This window comes from Streptomyces umbrinus, assembly GCF_030817415.1.
Classification (GTDB): domain Bacteria; phylum Actinomycetota; class Actinomycetes; order Streptomycetales; family Streptomycetaceae; genus Streptomyces; species Streptomyces umbrinus_A.
The window spans coordinates 10,212,450-10,229,602 of the sequence record NZ_JAUSZI010000002.1; the positions used below are offsets into that span (position 1 = coordinate 10,212,450).

At 67.5% G+C, this 17,153-nt stretch carries 19 protein-coding genes; 13 read left to right on the forward strand and 6 right to left on the reverse strand.

Annotated features, from left to right (window positions below):
- Window positions 1–47: 47 nt before the first annotated feature.
- The 5 genes from QF035_RS45220 to QF035_RS45240 are packed head-to-tail and all read right to left on the reverse strand — an operon-like array spanning window position 48 to window position 4,940.
- The gene (locus tag QF035_RS45220) at window positions 48–770 is read right to left on the reverse strand and encodes a 2'-5' RNA ligase family protein (protein WP_307527691.1); all 723 of its coding nucleotides are present in this window, start codon (window positions 768–770) and stop codon (window positions 48–50) included.
- A 16-nt stretch (window positions 771–786) separates the two neighbouring features.
- Window positions 787–2,271, reverse strand: coding sequence for a hypothetical protein (locus tag QF035_RS45225; protein WP_307527692.1), 1,485 nt, complete (start codon window positions 2,269–2,271; stop codon window positions 787–789).
- The gene (locus QF035_RS45230; RefSeq protein WP_307527693.1) at window positions 2,253–2,741 is read right to left on the reverse strand and encodes a PPC domain-containing DNA-binding protein; all 489 of its coding nucleotides are present in this window, start codon (window positions 2,739–2,741) and stop codon (window positions 2,253–2,255) included. Before QF035_RS45230 ends, QF035_RS45225 begins: the two co-directional genes overlap by 19 nt.
- Before the next feature lie 22 nt (window positions 2,742–2,763).
- Window positions 2,764–3,771, reverse strand: coding sequence for an asparaginase (locus QF035_RS45235; protein ID WP_307527694.1), 1,008 nt, complete (start codon window positions 3,769–3,771; stop codon window positions 2,764–2,766).
- 53 nt (window positions 3,772–3,824) lie between these two features.
- Entirely contained in the window at window positions 3,825–4,940 is a 1,116-nt protein-coding gene (locus QF035_RS45240; protein ID WP_307527695.1) for a transcriptional regulator, XRE family protein, read from the reverse strand.
- 558 nt (window positions 4,941–5,498) lie between these two features.
- Here QF035_RS45240 and QF035_RS45245 point away from each other — a divergent pair.
- The 6 genes from QF035_RS45245 to QF035_RS45270 all read left to right on the forward strand — a co-directional run bounded on the left by QF035_RS45245 (window position 5,499) and on the right by QF035_RS45270 (window position 8,754).
- On the forward strand, window positions 5,499–6,368 hold the full coding sequence (locus QF035_RS45245) for a helix-turn-helix domain-containing protein (RefSeq protein WP_307527697.1): 870 nt from the start codon (window positions 5,499–5,501) through the stop codon (window positions 6,366–6,368).
- Window positions 6,365–6,595 (forward strand): DUF397 domain-containing protein, encoded by a 231-nt coding sequence (locus QF035_RS45250; RefSeq protein ID WP_307527700.1) that lies wholly within the window; start codon window positions 6,365–6,367, stop codon window positions 6,593–6,595. The genes QF035_RS45245 and QF035_RS45250 overlap by 4 nt, the downstream gene beginning before the upstream one ends.
- Before the next feature lie 48 nt (window positions 6,596–6,643).
- Window positions 6,644–7,444: an SAM-dependent methyltransferase gene (locus QF035_RS45255; RefSeq protein ID WP_307527701.1), complete on the forward strand. Its 801-nt coding sequence runs from the start codon at window positions 6,644–6,646 to the stop codon at window positions 7,442–7,444.
- A gap of 221 nt (window positions 7,445–7,665) precedes the next feature.
- Window positions 7,666–8,142 (forward strand): NUDIX hydrolase, encoded by a 477-nt coding sequence (locus QF035_RS45260; protein WP_307527702.1) that lies wholly within the window; start codon window positions 7,666–7,668, stop codon window positions 8,140–8,142.
- Between the two features lie 35 nt (window positions 8,143–8,177).
- Window positions 8,178–8,519, forward strand: a complete 342-nt coding sequence (locus QF035_RS45265; RefSeq protein ID WP_307527704.1) for an NUDIX hydrolase — start codon at window positions 8,178–8,180, stop codon at window positions 8,517–8,519.
- A gap of 10 nt (window positions 8,520–8,529) precedes the next feature.
- Complete coding sequence (locus QF035_RS45270) at window positions 8,530–8,754, forward strand: hypothetical protein (protein ID WP_307527706.1); 225 nt, start codon at window positions 8,530–8,532, stop codon at window positions 8,752–8,754.
- 135 nt (window positions 8,755–8,889) lie between these two features.
- On the opposite strand, the gene QF035_RS45275 is transcribed toward QF035_RS45270, so the two are convergent.
- Window positions 8,890–10,308, reverse strand: coding sequence for a helix-turn-helix domain-containing protein (locus QF035_RS45275; protein WP_307527708.1), 1,419 nt, complete (start codon window positions 10,306–10,308; stop codon window positions 8,890–8,892).
- A 410-nt stretch (window positions 10,309–10,718) separates the two neighbouring features.
- Between QF035_RS45275 and QF035_RS45280 the strand changes: the two genes are divergently transcribed.
- Genes QF035_RS45280 through QF035_RS45310 form a run of 7 tightly spaced genes read left to right on the forward strand, consistent with a single transcriptional unit; the run spans window position 10,719 to window position 17,140 of the window.
- Window positions 10,719–11,555, forward strand: coding sequence for a sugar phosphate isomerase/epimerase family protein (locus QF035_RS45280; RefSeq protein ID WP_307527710.1), 837 nt, complete (start codon window positions 10,719–10,721; stop codon window positions 11,553–11,555).
- Complete coding sequence (locus QF035_RS45285) at window positions 11,552–12,487, forward strand: Gfo/Idh/MocA family protein (protein ID WP_307527712.1); 936 nt, start codon at window positions 11,552–11,554, stop codon at window positions 12,485–12,487. Before QF035_RS45280 ends, QF035_RS45285 begins: the two co-directional genes overlap by 4 nt.
- Entirely contained in the window at window positions 12,438–13,664 is a 1,227-nt protein-coding gene (locus QF035_RS45290) for a methionine adenosyltransferase (RefSeq protein ID WP_307527714.1), read from the forward strand. The genes QF035_RS45285 and QF035_RS45290 overlap by 50 nt, the downstream gene beginning before the upstream one ends.
- Window positions 13,661–14,548, forward strand: coding sequence for a hypothetical protein (locus QF035_RS45295; protein WP_307527716.1), 888 nt, complete (start codon window positions 13,661–13,663; stop codon window positions 14,546–14,548). Before QF035_RS45290 ends, QF035_RS45295 begins: the two co-directional genes overlap by 4 nt.
- Window positions 14,545–15,597, forward strand: a complete 1,053-nt coding sequence (locus tag QF035_RS45300; protein WP_307527718.1) for a hypothetical protein — start codon at window positions 14,545–14,547, stop codon at window positions 15,595–15,597. Before QF035_RS45295 ends, QF035_RS45300 begins: the two co-directional genes overlap by 4 nt.
- Window positions 15,594–16,334 carry a coenzyme F420-0:L-glutamate ligase gene (locus QF035_RS45305; RefSeq protein ID WP_307527720.1) on the forward strand — a complete coding sequence of 247 codons (741 nt, stop codon included), beginning with the start codon at window positions 15,594–15,596 and terminating at the stop codon, window positions 16,332–16,334. The genes QF035_RS45300 and QF035_RS45305 overlap by 4 nt, the downstream gene beginning before the upstream one ends.
- Complete coding sequence (locus QF035_RS45310; RefSeq protein ID WP_307527722.1) at window positions 16,331–17,140, forward strand: shikimate dehydrogenase; 810 nt, start codon at window positions 16,331–16,333, stop codon at window positions 17,138–17,140. The genes QF035_RS45305 and QF035_RS45310 overlap by 4 nt, the downstream gene beginning before the upstream one ends.
- Window positions 17,141–17,153: the final 13 nt, after the last annotated feature.

A 17,153-nucleotide genomic window follows, 5' to 3' on the forward strand; every position in this document is an offset into this window, starting at 1 on the left:
GCGCCCGATCCACCGAGATGGGCCTGACAGGCGCGGAGCCCATGGATTCATGCCAAGCGATCCGCATTCTGGAGGGGGACGGATCGCAGCACGGCCCACCGATAGGCAGCCGTCTCGCGGCGCAGCTCCACCAGCTCCACGCGGGTTACGTCGAATGAGACTGGCGCCAGACCGCGAAGTTCCGCGACCGCATCGATAACAGGCTGTGTAGACCGCGCGTGGTTGTTGTAGGCGACTCCCAAGTGCGGCCGCAGTCGCGTTGTGGGCTTTCCGCCCGGTACGTTCGCATTGCGGCCGGCTTCGGACAGGGCGGCGTGAAGCTCGACCAATGGCGTCCATGGCGTGACACTGAAACGGAGCGCGCTGCGGGAACCGGCGAGCGGGTGCGCAGTGAGCCGAAAGGCCTGCAGTGGGAGCTGCTCGACGTATCCGGCCAAGCGATCTATTGCGGCGGTGCTCACCTGGTCCAGGGAGCCGATCCGGACGAGCGTGATGTGCAGCCCGTCGTCGGGGACCGAGTCCATGCCGAGACGGTCCAGATGTTGTTGGCAGTGCCGGGCCTGGCTGATGAGCTGGTTGGACCGCGGAACGACCATCCAATAGAAAGCGCGCTGCCCGTTGGACCAGCCGGGCCTGTCCCAATGATTGGACAGCCGCTCAAGGTCTGCGAAAGACGACCAGTCGTGCTCGACGATCACATGCGGATCGTCGAGGTCATCAGGCGGCGCGGCTGGGAAAGCCCGCTGATCGAGGAGCAGCTCGGGCGCCACACGTCTCCTTACGGGTTCAGAGCGCGCTTCCCGCACTCGATCCGGCGACGATCAGTTCGGCCTGCGGTCGTGATCGCCACTCCCGTAGGTCCTCGGCATAGTCCCTCACATCGGGCAGGTCGTGCCACCGGCCGGCGTGGTCGTAGAGCTCATTGGCCCGCTTCCACACGGAATGGATCGGAGCTGTGGTGCCGGCCCGGAGAGCTCTGTGGCCCAGTGTCATCGCCTGCTCAACGTCCGCTCCATCTTGCTGGAGCAGCGCGGTGGCGACGTCGAGGCCCACCAGCGCACGGCTCCATTGAGAGGTGGAATGGCTGATCAAACCATCAATCTCATCCACAAGCCTCAGGACGCGGCCCGTGTCTCCGAGGTGGAGACGGGCCGTGACAGCGTTCGCCAACGTGCGGGCCATGGAGTATGGGCCGAAACTGATACAACTGCTCAGCCCCTCGGGAAGGCCTGAGTGGCGATCGGACAGAGCCAGGGCCTGGCCCATGACGCGCTCGCTACCCGTGCGGTCACCGCAGCGTGCAAGAGACCGGGCTCGCCCGTTGACGAGCAGGCGGATGGCCTGGTCGCTGTGCGGGGCAAGCTCGATTCCTGCGGCGGCAGCGGCATCGGACTCCTTGTACTTGCCCGCGTAGTACAAGCCCAGCGACCGTGTTCCGGCTATCCACATCTCAAGCGAGGTATCACCTGCTTCTCGGGCGAGATCCTCTGCCTCGGTGCAATACGCGTCAGCGACGGCGACCGGAGCTCCGGCGTTTACGGCCATGTAGGCCATCAGACCGGAAGCTTGGGCGATCAATCGGAAGGTCTCAGTGCGCGCGCGTGGCGGCTGTTGTCCGCCCAGGGCGAGGCCGCGCAGCTTGTCTCTCCAGCCGCGGACGCGACCGGCAAGTCGCACGGGCCCGATGTCTTCGTAGACATCGACAATGTCCTGCAAGCCCCTGCCGATCATCGCGAGGTCGGCGGGTTCCGCGTTCGACGTGGTCAGTGCTCGTGTTTGGGCGGCAACTGCCACAGGATCGTCAAATCCGAGCAGCGCTATAGTCCGCGCTACATTCGAGGTGAAGGGACCTGGCGCGGAGCCCACATACTCTTGCGCCGCCTGAGTAGCGGGAGTGACGTATTCCGGGTAGGTCGGAGGTTCGGAGGGCTTTACGACTCCGCGGAGGCTGTCGTTTGCAGGAGCCGTGGCAGTAGGTTCGCTGGCCGGGATGGTCCGGAAGAGTTCCTCGGCTGTCATATTGAACATGTGCTGCAAGACGAAACGGATATCACGTTGCGGCATTTCGACGTCACCGCGCATCCACCGGTCGAATCTGCGTTTGGGGACGAAGATAGTCCGGAGTTTACTGGCGCGCTGTTGGTCGGCCGTTTGGTCGGCTAGCTCTTTGCCTACGTTCTGAAGAACCATGTTGAATTTCTCAACCATGGTCCAGTTGTTCTCAATGACCCTCTTGCGGAACTCGGTTGGTCTTACGGGGTCAGTCGGCATGCCCGTGGCACCTCCGGCTCGAATCTCAGGAGGGGCACCTTGAGGCCTGGGCCCGTGGGTCTTATGAGGGCCGGTCCGGTAAATTCCTCCACAACGAGTTCGGCGATGAACTGAACCTGAGCGCTGAAGAGATGGCTTGTGCGAGCTTCCGCGGATGATTCCTTGAGGCCGGTCGTGATGTGGATGTGCGGGGCCAGGCGATCGGTCTCTGGGTCCCACGCCAGGGTGCCGCTGCCTATCACTTCGAGGTTGTGGACCGTGACTGCTGCCCAGAGGGGGGCTTCGGGATCCTCCAGGGGGCCGCTAGTGCCCACGATCTCAGCGGAACGGAACCCCCCGATCAGTGTCGGGATATGGCCGGATCGGATCTCGTTGTCCTGGCAGAACTTCTCCAGCGAGGGGAAGAAGTCATCACCGTGGTCCAGGACAAGCACGAACTTCCGGCCGGTGGTGATCCGGGTGGCGCGCATGAACTCTCCGTCCGAATGAGTGTCAGCTGTAGCGAGCGAACGCAGTGCGGAGGGTTCCACGGTCCGATCCGGCGGCCAGATGTGCCATCAAGAGCATTCTGGCCTTGAGCGGGTCGAGGGAACCGCCACTGATGAGGCCCCGTTCAAGGAGGTCACGCTCCGATCCTGCGAAGCCGTAGGTATGGGACAGCACGGATCCGGAACCGGTGCGGGATGCCAGTACAACGGGAATCCGGGTGGCCAGCGCCTGGAGGCGCTGGACCCAGCAGCTGGGGACGTGTCCTGCACCGAAGGCTGCAATCACGACGCCGTCGACATGCGCTTCCAGTCCATCGAGTAGTGCTCCAGTGCTGCCCAACGCCGCGGTGACCACCTCGACGCTGACCGGCCGCGCCAGCGGCAGAGGTACACCTGGAGTTCGGTCGAACCAGTAGTGGATCTTTGCGACGCCTTCTGTGACGTGCCCGATAGGGCCGGTGCTGGGGGAGGCGAACGCGGCCGTGCTGGTGCTATGGATCTTGCGGACGTGACGGGCGGAGTGGATGTGGTCAGCGAAGCAGACCAACACGCCGAGATCGCGGGCTTCGGAGCTTCCGGCAGTGCGCACGGCGGACAGCAGATTGGCCGGCCCGTCGGCCCCGGGCATCGAGGCATGGCGCATCGCGCCTGTGAGGACCACCGGTGCAGCCCCTTGATACAGCAGGTCCAAAAGCCAGGCGGTCTCTTCGATCGTGTCGGTGCCCTGGACGACGACAATGCCGGTCGCACCCTCGGCTGTCGCTTTATGGAGTCGCTCTGCCAGCCGGGCAATGTCCTCGACCGCGAGCGAGGCACCAGGTACCTGTAGATAGTCGTCGACCGTGATGATCGCCTCGTCCTGGAGCTCCGGGACTGCGCCCACGAGATCCGAACCCGTGAGGGTGGGGGTTGCCCCGCCCGATGCCTGGTTGGACGGATTTGTCATGGTGATGGTGCCGCCGAGTGAGACCACCCTGATGTGCCGCTCGGTATCGGAGAGTGCATTGGGCAAGATCGTGGCCTTTCGTGGTGCAGGCAGATTGGGGCGCGGACATGGAGGAGGGCCTACAAGCTCGGGTCGCGGGCGCCGACGAAGCGCAGCGCCTCATCGACCCCTGCGAGGGTGAGATGTCTGCAGTGGGGCTGGATGAGACCGGAAACGCCGCTCTCGCCTAGTTCTCGACAGTGGTGCACCAGCCACGCCCAGTCGAGACGGAGGTAGTCAGCGAGGGCACGTAGTCGAGACTCGGCATCGGGGCCCGCCATTACGCTCTGGTCGTTGGCGTCCTTCAAGTGGTCGCAGCAGCTGCGTAAGTACGAGCGCTGACGAATCGTGTCCACATCCCAGATGGATTGCGTTCGAGCCCAGTTGGCCACGATCGCGCGGTCACCGGGCACCAGAGCGAACCCATCCACTTCAGAGAGCTCGGAGTGCGCTGTCATGGCGACACGGACTCCGTGGCGTTCCATCAGGGCCACAGCAAGGAACAACAGAATGCGCTCGTAGCATCCGCTACGCGCCACTTCAGTCTCTGGGACCACGAACACTCGCGGCGCGGACATGTCCTTGACGTACTGCACCTTATGTCTGAAGAACAGCCACGAGGAGGCCTGCTCACCAGTCTGCTCTCGCGTCCAAAAGGCAGTAGGCGCGGCGCCTTCTGTCAGGTGGCCCCGGATGTACCGTGCGCAGAAGTTTGATCCCATCCAATTCACGCTGGCGGAGGTGAGTGCGGGCCGTGCCATCGGGCTTGCTGCGGACCGTGTCAGCGTGAGGTATGTGTTCAGTGCAGCCTGTTGCTCAGCCAGGGCGTGGTCGTCGGCCAGCAGGCCGGCATCCCACTGGCGGAGGGACCAGATGATGGCGTATGTGAGCTCGGTGAGCTCGTAGGCGCGTGGCACCTTCACGGCCATCTCGTCATCAGGCAGAGTCGCCGTGAGGCTTCGGACGGTCGCTGAGTCGATGACATAGAGGCGCGTACCACTGGCATCGTGATCATCCGCGCCAATGATCAATCCGGGTCGCGCCGGCCGGAGAAACCGGCGAAGGGCATCACCGTTGGTGGGGCGGATGCTGATCCAATCACCCTGACCAGTAGCGGGGTGGACCTGGACGGCTGTTGTGGTGCCATCGAAGACGTTGCGGCCGGTCAACTCCCAGAGATCGGCGGTGTCAGCCATGGACGAGAAGACTCGCGAGGTTGGCCAGCGTTCGGCAACGAGAGCCAAGGCGTGGCCGCCGGACCCGCCCTTTGCGCTCTGCAGCGCGTAGCCGTCAGGAGCAGGGCTGAACAACTCGTCGCACCGGTAGCCCAACAACCGCTCCAGCACGAGTCTCGCGTCACGCTGTGGGGTGCCACACCAAGTGCCGGAGACCCACCTGTTGAACGTGCTGCGTGGGACCGTAGAGGTCTCGACTGCACGGGAGTTGAGTTCTCGGCCCAGGTCCCGCGCCGTCGCCTCGTAGTGGTGGCTGAACACATACGGGTCGTCCCAGTGGAGTTCCTGGAGGCGGAGCCGGAACAACGTGGGGCGAGGCATCTCGGACCTTCCTGGGGCGAAGGCAGGGAAGAAGCAGGCGGTCAGGTGATCTGAATCACTACGCAACTATGCTTGCCGCGTCCGTCAGTTGGCAAGCCACATCATGCAAATTGCATGACTGGAGTTGCAGCCTGTTGAGTTCACTGATGCCGTGGCACACTGCATCAAGCGACCGGAAGCAGGGGGAAGGGATCAGACGTGAGCGAGCCCAAGGCCGCCCCGACCGTCCTCCAGATCGTCCTGGGGCGACGGTTGGCGATGCTGCGGGATGCGGCGAGCCTCAGTGCGCTCGATGCTGCCACGCAGCTACGCATTGCAGTGTCGACGGTCACCAGGATGGAGAGGGCCGAGACCCCGCTGAAGTATGCGTACGTGAAGACGCTCCTCGAGATCTACGGGGTCGGCCAGGCCGAGATCAGCGAGTTTCTCGCCCTGATCGACAAGGCAAGCATTCCCGGCTGGTGGCAGAGTTTTCGCGACGCGCTGCCTGGCTGGTTCGGCGTCCATGTATCGCTGGAAACCTCGGCCACTCACATCCGGACCTACGAGTCCCAAGTGATCCCCGGCCTCCTGCAGACCGAAGACTATGCTCGTGCTGTGCTGTCGGTTGGCCTGCCGCGGCCATCCCCTGACGTCGTCGAGCGCCGGGTAAGTCTCCGTACCAAGCGGCAAGACCTCCTCAACCGGGTAGAGCCCAGACCTCCTCAGCTGTGGGTCGTGATGGATGAGACATGCCTGCGCAAAAGGGTGGGCGATCGCCGGGTGATGTCTGATCAGATTGACCACCTTTTGCAGGTTGCGGAACTTCAGAACGTGACCATGCAGGTCTGCCCGTTCGAAGCCGGGCTCCACCCCGGTTCCTTCGGCCCGTTCACAATATTCCGCTTTGACATCCCGGAAATGTCCGACGTTGTATGTACTGACAGCCTGAGTCGTGCGCACTACAGCGAGGACGGTGAAGAAGTGGCACTCTACCGTCAGGCTTTCGATCAGATGAGCACGTACGCATTGCCAATAGGACGCACCAAGCAGTTTCTTGCTGACGTCCGCAAGGAGCTATCCGCATGAATCATGTAATCAATGCAGCTGCCGACCTGGGAACGGAACAGTGGCAGAAGCCCTGGAGCGGCAGCAACGGGGGAAACTGCGTCGAGGTGAAGCAACTCGCCGACGGTCGAGTGGCTCTGCGTCAATCCACCGAACCAGATGGCCCTGCATTGATCTACACCGCTGCCGAGATCAGTGCCTTCGTCGAAGGAGCCAAGGCCGGCGCCGCCGATTTTCTTCTTGCCTGATCTCACGCAGCAGCAAGTGGTCCACATGCCCGCAGGGAGGGGAAATCGATGACAGATGCAGGACAAGAGTTAGAGCCCATCGACACCAGCACGCCGCACCCGGCCCGCATGTACAACTGGTACCTGGGCGGTAAGGACTGGTACCCCGCCGATCGGGAGGCTGGCGAGCAGGTCAAGAGGTTCTTTCCCGCCGTAGCGGAACTGGCACAAGCCAACCGGAGGTTCATGCATCGGGCTTCTCGCATGCTGGCTGAGCAGGGGGTCCGACAGTTCCTCGACATCGGCACCGGCATTCCGGAGGAACCGAACCTGCACCAAGTGGTCCAGAGAGTCTCGCCGAACTCCAAAGTTGTGTACACGGACTACGACCCGATCGTTCTGCGCCATGCCGAGGCCCTCTTGCGGAGCACACCCGAGGGGCGCACCGACTACATTCAGGCCGATGTCAGGGAACCTCAGAAAATTCTCGAAGCAGCGCGAGACATCCTCAACTTCGAGGAACCTATAGCACTTTCCATGGTTGCTCTCCTTCACTTCGTCTCCGACGAGTTCAAGCCCTACGAATTGGTGCGCGAGCTACTGGAGCCTCTGCCTCATGGAAGCTACCTTGTCCTTTCCCACGTGACCGGGGACTTTGACCCTGAGGACTGGGAACGCATCGTTGAGATCTACCGCCAGAAAGGCACGCCAGCACAAGTGCGATCTCGTGAGGAGTTCGCCGACTTCTTTACTGGCCTGTGCCTCCTCGAGCCCGGCGTGGACGTAGTCACGAACTGGCATCTCCCTCCGGAGCAACAGCAGGAAACTCAACAAGTCCCCCTGTACGTGGGAGTTGCGCAGAAGCAATAGTCGTTGCCCCGTACCGTGATCTCGATGTGCGCCGGGTACACCCCCCTGAGGGGACCTCGACCAGGTACCGGGGTGGCAGCCTGCGTCCCCAAGTAGCGACCAGGAGCTCATCGGAGGCCCGCCGGGATGATGCACCACGTTTTAGGCGCTGCTTGTGGTCTTTTCAGCTGTCGCCTTCTGGGCTGCTTTACCCGCCTTCGGGCACTGCCACACTGAAAGACATGACGACCTCCACTCCGCCGCTGAGGGAAGCCGCCCGCGCCATCGTCCTCGACGCGGAGGATCGCCTCCTGCTGCTGCGCTACGACGAGAACGGCGGCTTCTGGGCCACACCCGGCGGCTCCCTGGAGGACGGGGAGGACTACGACACTGCGACGCTCCGCGAACTGCGGGAAGAACTCGGTATCGACGAGAAGGCGGTCGAGCTGGGGGCGCAGCTCGCGGAGCGCAGCAAAGACCACCTCGTCGGCGGGCGGGAGGTACGGCAGGTGGAGAAGTACTTCCTCACCCGAGTCTGGGCAGCCGAAGTCGACCCGGCCCGGGCATCGCAGCCCGACAACATCCGCGAGCACCGGTGGTGGACCCTCGCCGAGCTGCGCGCCACGGGCGAGACGGTCTACCCGCACGGTCTCGCCGACCTGGTCACCGGCGTCGTCGCGCACGGTGCACCCCCGCGCCCCGTCGTCCTGACCGTCTGAGTCCCTCAGGCTGCGCGGGGCAGCAGACTGCGGACATGACTCAGCACCGCCCGACCCACCCTTCCCGGTCGTATGCCGCCGTACTCTGCGACGTCGACGTCCTGCAGCCCACGGACAACGGGGCACTCCTGGCCGGACGTATGTCGCCGCTGACCGCCACCCCCGGCCGCTGGCAGCTCCCGGGCGGATCCGTTGAATACCCCGACGGCAACGACCCCCTCGACGCCGCGGCACTGCGCCACAACGCAGCCCGCGAACTTGCCGAGGAAATCGGCATCGGCACGGACTCGGATGCCCTGACGCTGTGGGCCATCGTCCGCGGCACGGGTGGATCCCGGGGCCACGGCCGCGCTCCCAAAGTCACCTCAGCCGGGTGACGGCCACGGCGTGCCGCGTCGTCCCCGCCAGAATCTCGACGACGGCCCCAGCTACACCTGGCAGACCACTGGCCAGTCCCCGGAGGCGAAGCACTTCTTCCCTGTGCTGGAGAAGGAGATGGGCACCGCGTTCCTCCAGTACGGCGGGGTGTGCGAGCATCTCGCTTCGCCGCCCGGCTACCTGCCGCCTCCGACGGACTGCCGTCCCCGGCCGGTACTTGAGCGCGGCATCTGACACCACCGCTTTGTGGCGGCGCTCCGACGTCCGCGGTGGGGGGGCAACGGGGTAGTGCCGCTGCCCGTCGGTGTGCAGGGCCTGGTGGACCTGGCCCGGCTTGGCAGTGAATCGCCGCCGCCCACGCAGTGTTCGTCAGGCGGCGACGGCACCCGTGCGCACCGCGAACGCCCGCAGGCCGGGCAGGCTCCCCGGGGCGTAGAGGAGATCGGCGGTGAGCGTGCGGATTGCGGGGCGTTGGACTTCTTCGGGCGCGGTGTGCTCGATGGCTCGCAGAGCGCTGAAGGTGCGGCGTCCGTCGCCGAGTTGGTGCCACATGCGGGCCGTGTCGGTGAGGTAGCGCGCGACCCTTTCGGTGTTGGCCAACCGCGTGGGGTCGACACTGCGGACGTACGGAACGGCGTCGTCGGGGGTGCCGAGGACGGTGAGGCTGCTGATCCGGTACATCGAGACCTCGGCAGGACTCGCCGAGATCGTGAAAAGACCTGCGGGCTTTCCGCTCTGATCGACGGGGATGCGGCCGGCCGTTTCCTCCGCCTCCTGGAGCAGGTCGAGCGCTGTACTGCGGCGGCCCCCGGACGCGGCCGTGTAAGCCGCAGTCATGAGCAGGCAGACGCGGGCGGCAAGGGTGTCAGCCTGCGGGCCTCCATTCTCCACGACCAGCGAGGTCGCGGTACGGGCCAGGAAGTCCACGGCGGCCGAGCTGCGGCCCGCACGGCGCATGGTGATTGCCACGACCCGCGCGGCGTCACTGAGGGGCCGCGGGTCACCGCTGGCCCGTGCGGCGATGAGCGCACGGTCCGCAGTGGCCCACGCAGCCTCGGAGTGCTGCTTGACGGCGAGTTCGGTGGCCAGGACGTAGGCGCGGGCAACAGCCGCCTGGGCCCGCTCCCGCGTGCGGCCGATGGCGGCATCCCGAGTCGCCTCCGCCGTGGCGATCAGCGAGGGAAGGGCACTGCCGAGGGCGGCGTAGCGGGCGCCCGAGAACAGCCCGCGAGCCGTCGCGAGCCCGTCGGCGAGATCGCTCAGGCTCGTTGGTCTTCCGTTCACCGGCTCGAACAGGGCCCGTTCCATGGCGGCGGCCGGGTTGTGGGCGGCCGCTTCTGCCGCAGCAGCATCGGAGCCGGTCCCGGCGATCAGACTGGCGCCGAGTCCCAGCGCTCCAGTCATCAGTTCCCGACGTCGCACATCGTCCTCCAGCTCGGCTTTGGTCACCTTAGCGGCCGTCAGCTGCGGGACGGGCGCTTTGCGGCGAGCCGGGGGATCAGCGCTGCCTGTCTCGTCGGCAAGGCCCAGCAGGGAGAGCGGGATGGCGAGACCCTCGGCGATCCGCGTCAGGACATCGACGCTCTGGACCTGGCGTATGCCCCGCTCGATCGCGCTGACGTCGGACTGGGCGAGCCCGGCGAGGGAGCCCACGGTGGTCTGACTGGCGCCCGTGTACTGCCGGAAGTGTTTGATCACGGCGGCAAGATCGCGTGCTTCGAGGGCGCGTCGTGCCTTCTCGTGGTCCCACAGATCAAGGGGAACGACTAACGGGGAATGGCTGCGCACGGTGATCTCCCCCTCCGGGGCAGCGGCGTGACCTTGCCTCAGAGTAGAGGCACCGTGACCCCCTGTCAGGGCTTTGACCGGGACGCCAGATGGCCGTCCTATAGGGCCGTCGAATGGGTTTCCCCCTCCTTTCTTCCCAGGCTGTGAGTGCACAGAGAACCTCCCGCGCAGCGGCCGGTAACGGTCCGGTTCCCGCAGCTCTGCGCTGGGCTCATCCCCTGGTCGAAGGAGTGTTCCGACATGCCGCAGCCGCCTTCTCCGCCCCCGCCGCCGCCCCCGCCGGGTCCGATCCCGACTCCGCCCCCGCCGGGTGGCGGTTCGTAAGTCCCCGGCACCAGGCCGTGCGTCCCGTCTCCGGCGGGGCGCACGGTCGCTGTCTCTCAGGCGCTGGCATCGACAAGGAGAACCTCGTGCAGGGAATCATCGCGCTCAACCCAGACGAGCTGGGGCAGGACCCCGCTGTCGGCATGGATTTGGCCCTCGCGCTGGGCGTGGGCCACCTGGAGATCCGTACGGCCTACGGCTCGAACGCCCTGATACTGGACGACGCGCAGCTTCGCGAGGTCCGGCGGCTGGCCGACGAACGGGGTCTGCGCGTGGCGGCGCTGGCGTCCCCGCTGTGGAAGTGGTGCCGCCCCGAGGCCGTTCCCGGCAAGGTCGACAGCTTCGGTTTCCCCACGCAGGTGCCGGCCGAGGACCGGGAACGCTGGGTGGACCGCGCGCTCGCCGTCGCCGACATCCTGGGCACCGACCGGGTCCGCGTCTTCTCCCACTTGTCCGTGGGCGAGCAGACGGAGACGTTCCTGGGCGACCCTCTGCTGACGTACGCCCTCAAGGCCGCGGAGCGGGCCGGGGTGCGGCTGCTGCTGGAGAACGAGCCGGTGTGCACGGTCGCCGAGCCGACATCGCTCCTGGACGTGCTCCGCGAGCACGCCGGCCTGGGGCTGTGGCTCGACCTGGGGAACCTGTACGAGGTCGGCCACGGCACGGCGGAAGCCGTCGAGGTCCTCGCCCCGTACGTCGAGTACATCCACATCAAGGACTACGTGCCGCGCGGCGACGGCATGAAGCAGTTCGTGGCGGCGGGTGCCGGCGATGTGCCGTATACGGACCTGCTTCCCGTCCTGCACCGGGTGCGGCCGGTGCTGCCGTACGCGCTGGAGACGCACGTGCGCGAGAGTCCGGGCGAGGCGCTGACGCGTGGCGCGGCATTTCTGCGCGGTGCCGTCGCGGGCGGCCTGGCGTGAGGCGGGTCCTGCTCATCGGCTCGGGGGAGGTCGGAGCCAAGCACGCCGAAGCCGTGACCCGCACCGACGGAATGGGCCTGGTGGGCGTCGCCGACCCTTCGCCGGTCGTTGCCCCGCCTGCTGGGGTGCCGCTGCTCGCCCGGTGGGAGACGGCGCTGGAGACCCTCGCGCCGGACGTAGTCGTGGTGGCGACGCCGCCCGGCACTGCCCTGGTGGCCGCCCGCGCCGCCGCGCGGGGTGGCACGGCCGTCCTGGTGGAGAAGCCCGTCACGCTCGATCCCGCCGATCTGACCCCGGCACCGGAGGACCGGCGGATCTTCGTCACCTTCCAGCCGCATTTCGCCCCCGGACTCGCCGGGCTGCTCGCCCAGGCACCGGCGGTCCGCCGGGCCTCGGTGACGCTGGTGTGCCGCCGGGACCAGGCCTACTACCGGAGTTGGCGCACCCGATACGCCACCGCCGGGGGCGTCCTGCACCAGCAGGCCATTCACGGCCTGGCCCTCGCCCTGCGCCTCCTGACCCCCGCGCCCATCACCTCCTGTACCGCCGAGGTGCACCGCGAACGGCGGTGGGCCGAATCGGAAGACCGCATCACAGCGACGGTGACGTTCGCGGACGGCGCGCTTCTGACGGTGGACGCCCGGGTCGACAGCGTCGACCAACAGCGGCGCCACGAGGTCACGCTGCACCTGGATGACGGACAGCACGTGCATGTGCGCGGCCGGAACCTCGAAGCCGGCCTCGGCGATCCGCTGGCCGCGCCCGGCGACCTGGCGCTGCGCCAGGCCATGTACCGGGCCCTGCCCGCCGGGACCGCCGACCCGTACCACCCGTCCTTGTTCCCGCTTCCCCAGCTCCGCCGCATCCTGGAGGTCATCGACCATGCCTACCGCACCGCACGCAACGTTCCTGAGGCCGGTACTGCCGCATGACCTCAGTGTCGAGGTCGTCGAGCGCAAGGGCGTCGGGCACCCAGACACCCTCGCCGACTCCATCGCCGAGTTGGCCTCGATCCGCTACAGCGAATACTGCCTGCGCGAGTTCGGCGCCGTCCTGCACCACAACCTCGACAAGGTCGCCGTCCTCGGGGGCCGCGCCCGCTTCGGGGACACCGACGGCACGTACGACCGGCCCGTGCGCGTGATCTTCGGCGGCCGGATCTCGACATCCTTCGCCGGCCGTACGATCCCCGTACGCGAGATCCTCGAAGCCGCTGCCGCCGAGCAACTGCGCACCGCCCTGCCGAGGTTCGAGCACATCACGTGGCAGGCCCAGCACGAGACGACCGACTCCTCCAAGTTCGAGCGCTGGTTCGCCCCTCACGGCCATCAGGACCTGCCGGAGCGCCCCACCGCATTTTCGAACGACACCGCGTTCCTCGTCGGCACCGCGCCGCGCACCACGGCCGAGACCGTCGCGCTGCTCACCGAAGCCTGGTTCCGCCAGCAGCCGTGGGCGGGCAGCGACATCAAGGCCCTGGTCATCCGCGACGAGCACGTGCTGAACGTCACCGTGTGCGTCCCGGCCGTGGCCGGACACCTGGCCAGCAGCGCGGAGTTCGAGGACGCAGTCAGCGACGCCGCCCAGGAACTCACCACCCAGCTCCTGGGACACCTGCCCGGCCCGGTCACGGTCGTGTGCAACACCCGCAACAGCCGCACGGGCCCACTTTCGGGCCAGTACTTCACCGTCTCCGGATCGGCGATCGACTACGGCGAAGACGGGCTGGTCGGCCGGGGCAACGCACGTTCCGGGCTGATCACCCCCGGCCAGCAGGCCGGCAACGAGGCGCTGTTCGGGAAGAATCCCGCCTACCACGTGGGCAAGGTCGGCGGATGGCTCGTCGACGAGGCGAGCCGCACGCTCGCCGAGAAGACCGGCGGGCTGTGCCGCATCGCGGTGATGTGGCGCAACGGGAGCGCCTACCCCGAGCCCGCCTCGCTCGACATCACCGCCACACACCCCGACCCGGCGAACGCCGAGCTGGTGCGCGACGTGCTACGCCGTACGGACTGGGTGCCTGACCTCGTGGACAACCAGCGCTACCTGCCCGCCGTTCTGCCGGTGCACCAGCTGCTGGCCGAACTCGACCCGCCCACGCTGTCGTGAACCCGGCCGCCCTGGCGACCGGCCACCTCACTGCTGCCCTGGAGCTTCCTCCGGGGCTGGACACGGGCCCGGCCGTCACGGCGGCCAACCGGCTCCCCGGCGGCTGGCACCTCTTCGCCCCGGGCCCCGAGAACCGGGACTGCCCGGTCGTGGAGGTGACCTATGCCGACGCAGAGCCGAAGGTCACCGTGGACGGGCAGACGATCCGCATGAGCCTCACCTGCGGCGCCGCCCGGTCCGCGACGCTCGCGTACACGACGTATACCGCGCTGGAGCGAGCCCGCCAGGAGCGGCAGATACTCACCCTCCACGCCAACGCCGCCGTCACGCCGAGCGGACGCGGCGTCCTGCTGCTGGGCAACAAGGGCGCGGGCAAGACCAGCGTGACCCTGGCGCTCGGCGAACGCGGCTGGACCCACGCCGGCGACGACCTGACCGTCCTGGCCGAGCATGAGGACGAGCTGCTGATCCTGCCGGGCAAGGAGACAGCCGCCGTCCGCCCGCAAGACCCGGAGCTGTGGCAGGCCCCGAAGCCCATCGTCGACCTCGCCCCCTTCCTCCGCGTCCCCGTCCCCCTGGCCGGGGTCATCCGCCTCACCGTCCACCCCGCCATTCCCCGCCCGCAGCTCGTACCGGCCACACCGTTCTCCGCGAACGAGCAACTCCGCCTCCACGAGGCCCTCGCCCGGTACATCAGCGGACTCCCCACCCCGCTGACCGGCCCCACCGGAGCGCCGTACGGACCGGTATGGCCACTGGACGATCTCCCGCTCGCCCGCTGGCGGACCCATCTGATCACGCGGCTCGAACAGCACCCGTACACCTACCTGTACGCGCCCGACCCGCAGACCGCCGCCGACCTCATCACCGGGGAGTACCTGTGACGCCGGAGCCCGCCGCGATCCTGCCCAGCCGCGACGAACCCGCCACCATTGCCGCCGTCACCGCGGCCGTCGACACCGCGCTGAACGACCCGCGCGCGGTCATCATCCACACCGACTCCTCCGACCACCCCACGACCAGCGATCACTTCACCGCTACCCCCACCCGCGCCCGCAAGATCAGCCTCACCAACGTCCCCCGGGGCAAGGGCGCGCAGATCCTGAAGGCGCTCGCACACCTGCCGGACACGGACGGCCCCGTCCTCATCGCTGACACTGACACCCGCAACCCCGACCCCGACGTGTACCGCGAACTCCTCGTACACGGAGAACGCGGATTCGCCATCGCCGACTACCCGCGCTACTGGGACGAGGCCAACCTGACCTCACACCTGGCTCGCCCGCTGATCGCAGCCGCCACCGGCCACGACGTCCCCCAGCCGCTCGCAGGCGACCTGGCACTCTCCGCCCGGGCCATCCGCGCCGTACGGACCGCCGTCAACACGATGGACGCGCAACTCCACCCGGCTGTCAACGGATACGGCATCGACGCGTTCCTCCTGCTGACGGCCGCCCCCACCGGCCGCCTCACCTCCGTCACCGTGCAGGCTCCGAAGACGCACGCCGCGTCGTTTCCGCACTTGCCACAGATCTACGACCAGGCCGTGCCGGTCCTCCTGGCACTCACCGCCTACTGGCCCCACCGGCTCGCACCGGCAGCGAGTGCTCCGCCCTACCGTCCCGCGCACCGCACCCTGGACCCCGGCCGTCGCGCCGCCATGCTGGCCACGCTCCATGCACTCGCACCCGCGGACCCCCGATACGATGCCTGTCCGTGGCCGGTGGCTGTAGCCGATGCCTGGCACTCCGTCAGGAACGGCACCGCCCCTCACGAGGCAGCCCACGGCCTGTGGCCCCACTACGTCCACCGCGTCCGCACCTGGCTCACCGCCGCGACACCGCCGAACGAAAGGGCGGCGCAGCTAGCCGCCGCCCACACCCGGCTGTTCGGGGTCCTAACCGCCCACTCCACCCGGAGCCGCATCTCATGAGCACCACCACCGGCGCCTTCCGCGCGTTCGCTCTGGAACCATTCCCCACCATCACCCGCGGCGATGATCTCTCTGGCGTGATCACGGAGGTCCTGGCCGCCCAGGCAACGGAGTTGCAGGACGGCGACGTGATCGTTATCGCCTCGAAGGTCGTCTCGATCGCCGAGGAGCGGTTTGTCGACCTCGCGGGTGTGACCCCCGGCCCGGCCGCCCTCGACCTGTCCGCGCGCACCGGCAAACCGGCCGAGATCGTGGAACTGATCCTCGGAGAATCCAGCGACCACTTCGTGGCCGGCGAGCGCGGGCCGATCATCGCCCGACACCACATCGGATATCAGCTGACGTCGGCCGGCATCGACCGCGCCGGGCCCGACGGCGCGTGGCTGCTGCCCAAGGACCCCGACGCATCCGCCCGCGCGCTGCGCGACGCAATCACCGCACTCAGCGGCGCCACCGTCGCAGTGGTGATCGCCGACTCCGACGGACGCGCAGACCGGCGCGGCGCCACCGTCATCAGCATCGGCGCCGCCGGCATCGCGCCGCTACGCGTCACCGAGCACACCGAGCCCGACGGGAAGACCAAACGGCAGGAGGAGACCCTCACCGACCTGGTGGCCGCAGCAGCCGGCCTGATCCTCGGACAGCGCGGACGCGGCGCCCCCGTCGCCGTGCTGCGGGGCATCGCCTACGAACACAGCGACGAAGGAGTGGCCGCGATCCTTCACCACGCGCCGTGACACGGCTCGCCCTGCTCGGTTCCCCCGTCGACGCCGCGCTGTCGCCCGCCCTGCACCGGGCGGCCTACACAGCGATGGGGCTGCCCTGGACTTACCACGCCATCGAATGCCAACCACAGGATCTGCCGCGCTTCCTGGGCGCCCTCGACGGCAGTTGGCGCGGCTTCTCGCTGACCATGCCGCTCAAGCGGACCGTTGTCCCGCTCCTGGACGAGGCGTCGCAGACAGTCACGCGGATCGGCGCGGCGAACACCATCGTCGTGACACCCAACGGCCGACTCCTTGGGGAAAACACCGACCTCTACGGCATGATGCGGGCCCTGCGCGAGGCAGACGTGACCACGGCCACTACCGTCACCGTGCTCGGTGCGGGGGCGACGGCCTGCACAGCGCTCGCCGCCGGACGCGAACTGGGCTGCGATCAGGCAGTCGTGATCGCCCGCGACACAGGCAGGGCCAGTTCCCTGCTCGGGCCGACGGCCGAACGAATCGGCATCAAGATCAGCATCGAGCCGTGGACAGCCGCCGACCATCATCTGGCCGTCGACCTCGTCGTATCCGCAATGCCACCCCATGCTGCGGATGCTCTCGCCCCGCTGTGGACACCAGGCACCGGCACCCTCATGGATGTCGTCTACCGTCCCTGGCCCAGCCGTTTCGCGCACACCGCCCAAGAAGCCGGGCGGCGCGTAGTGGGAGGGCTGCCGATGCTTGTACACCAAGCCGCACGACAAGTCGTCCTCCAGACCGGATACTCCCCAGCGCCGATCACCGAGATGCTGCTGGCCTGTCAGCGCGAGGACTGACCAAGCCATCAAG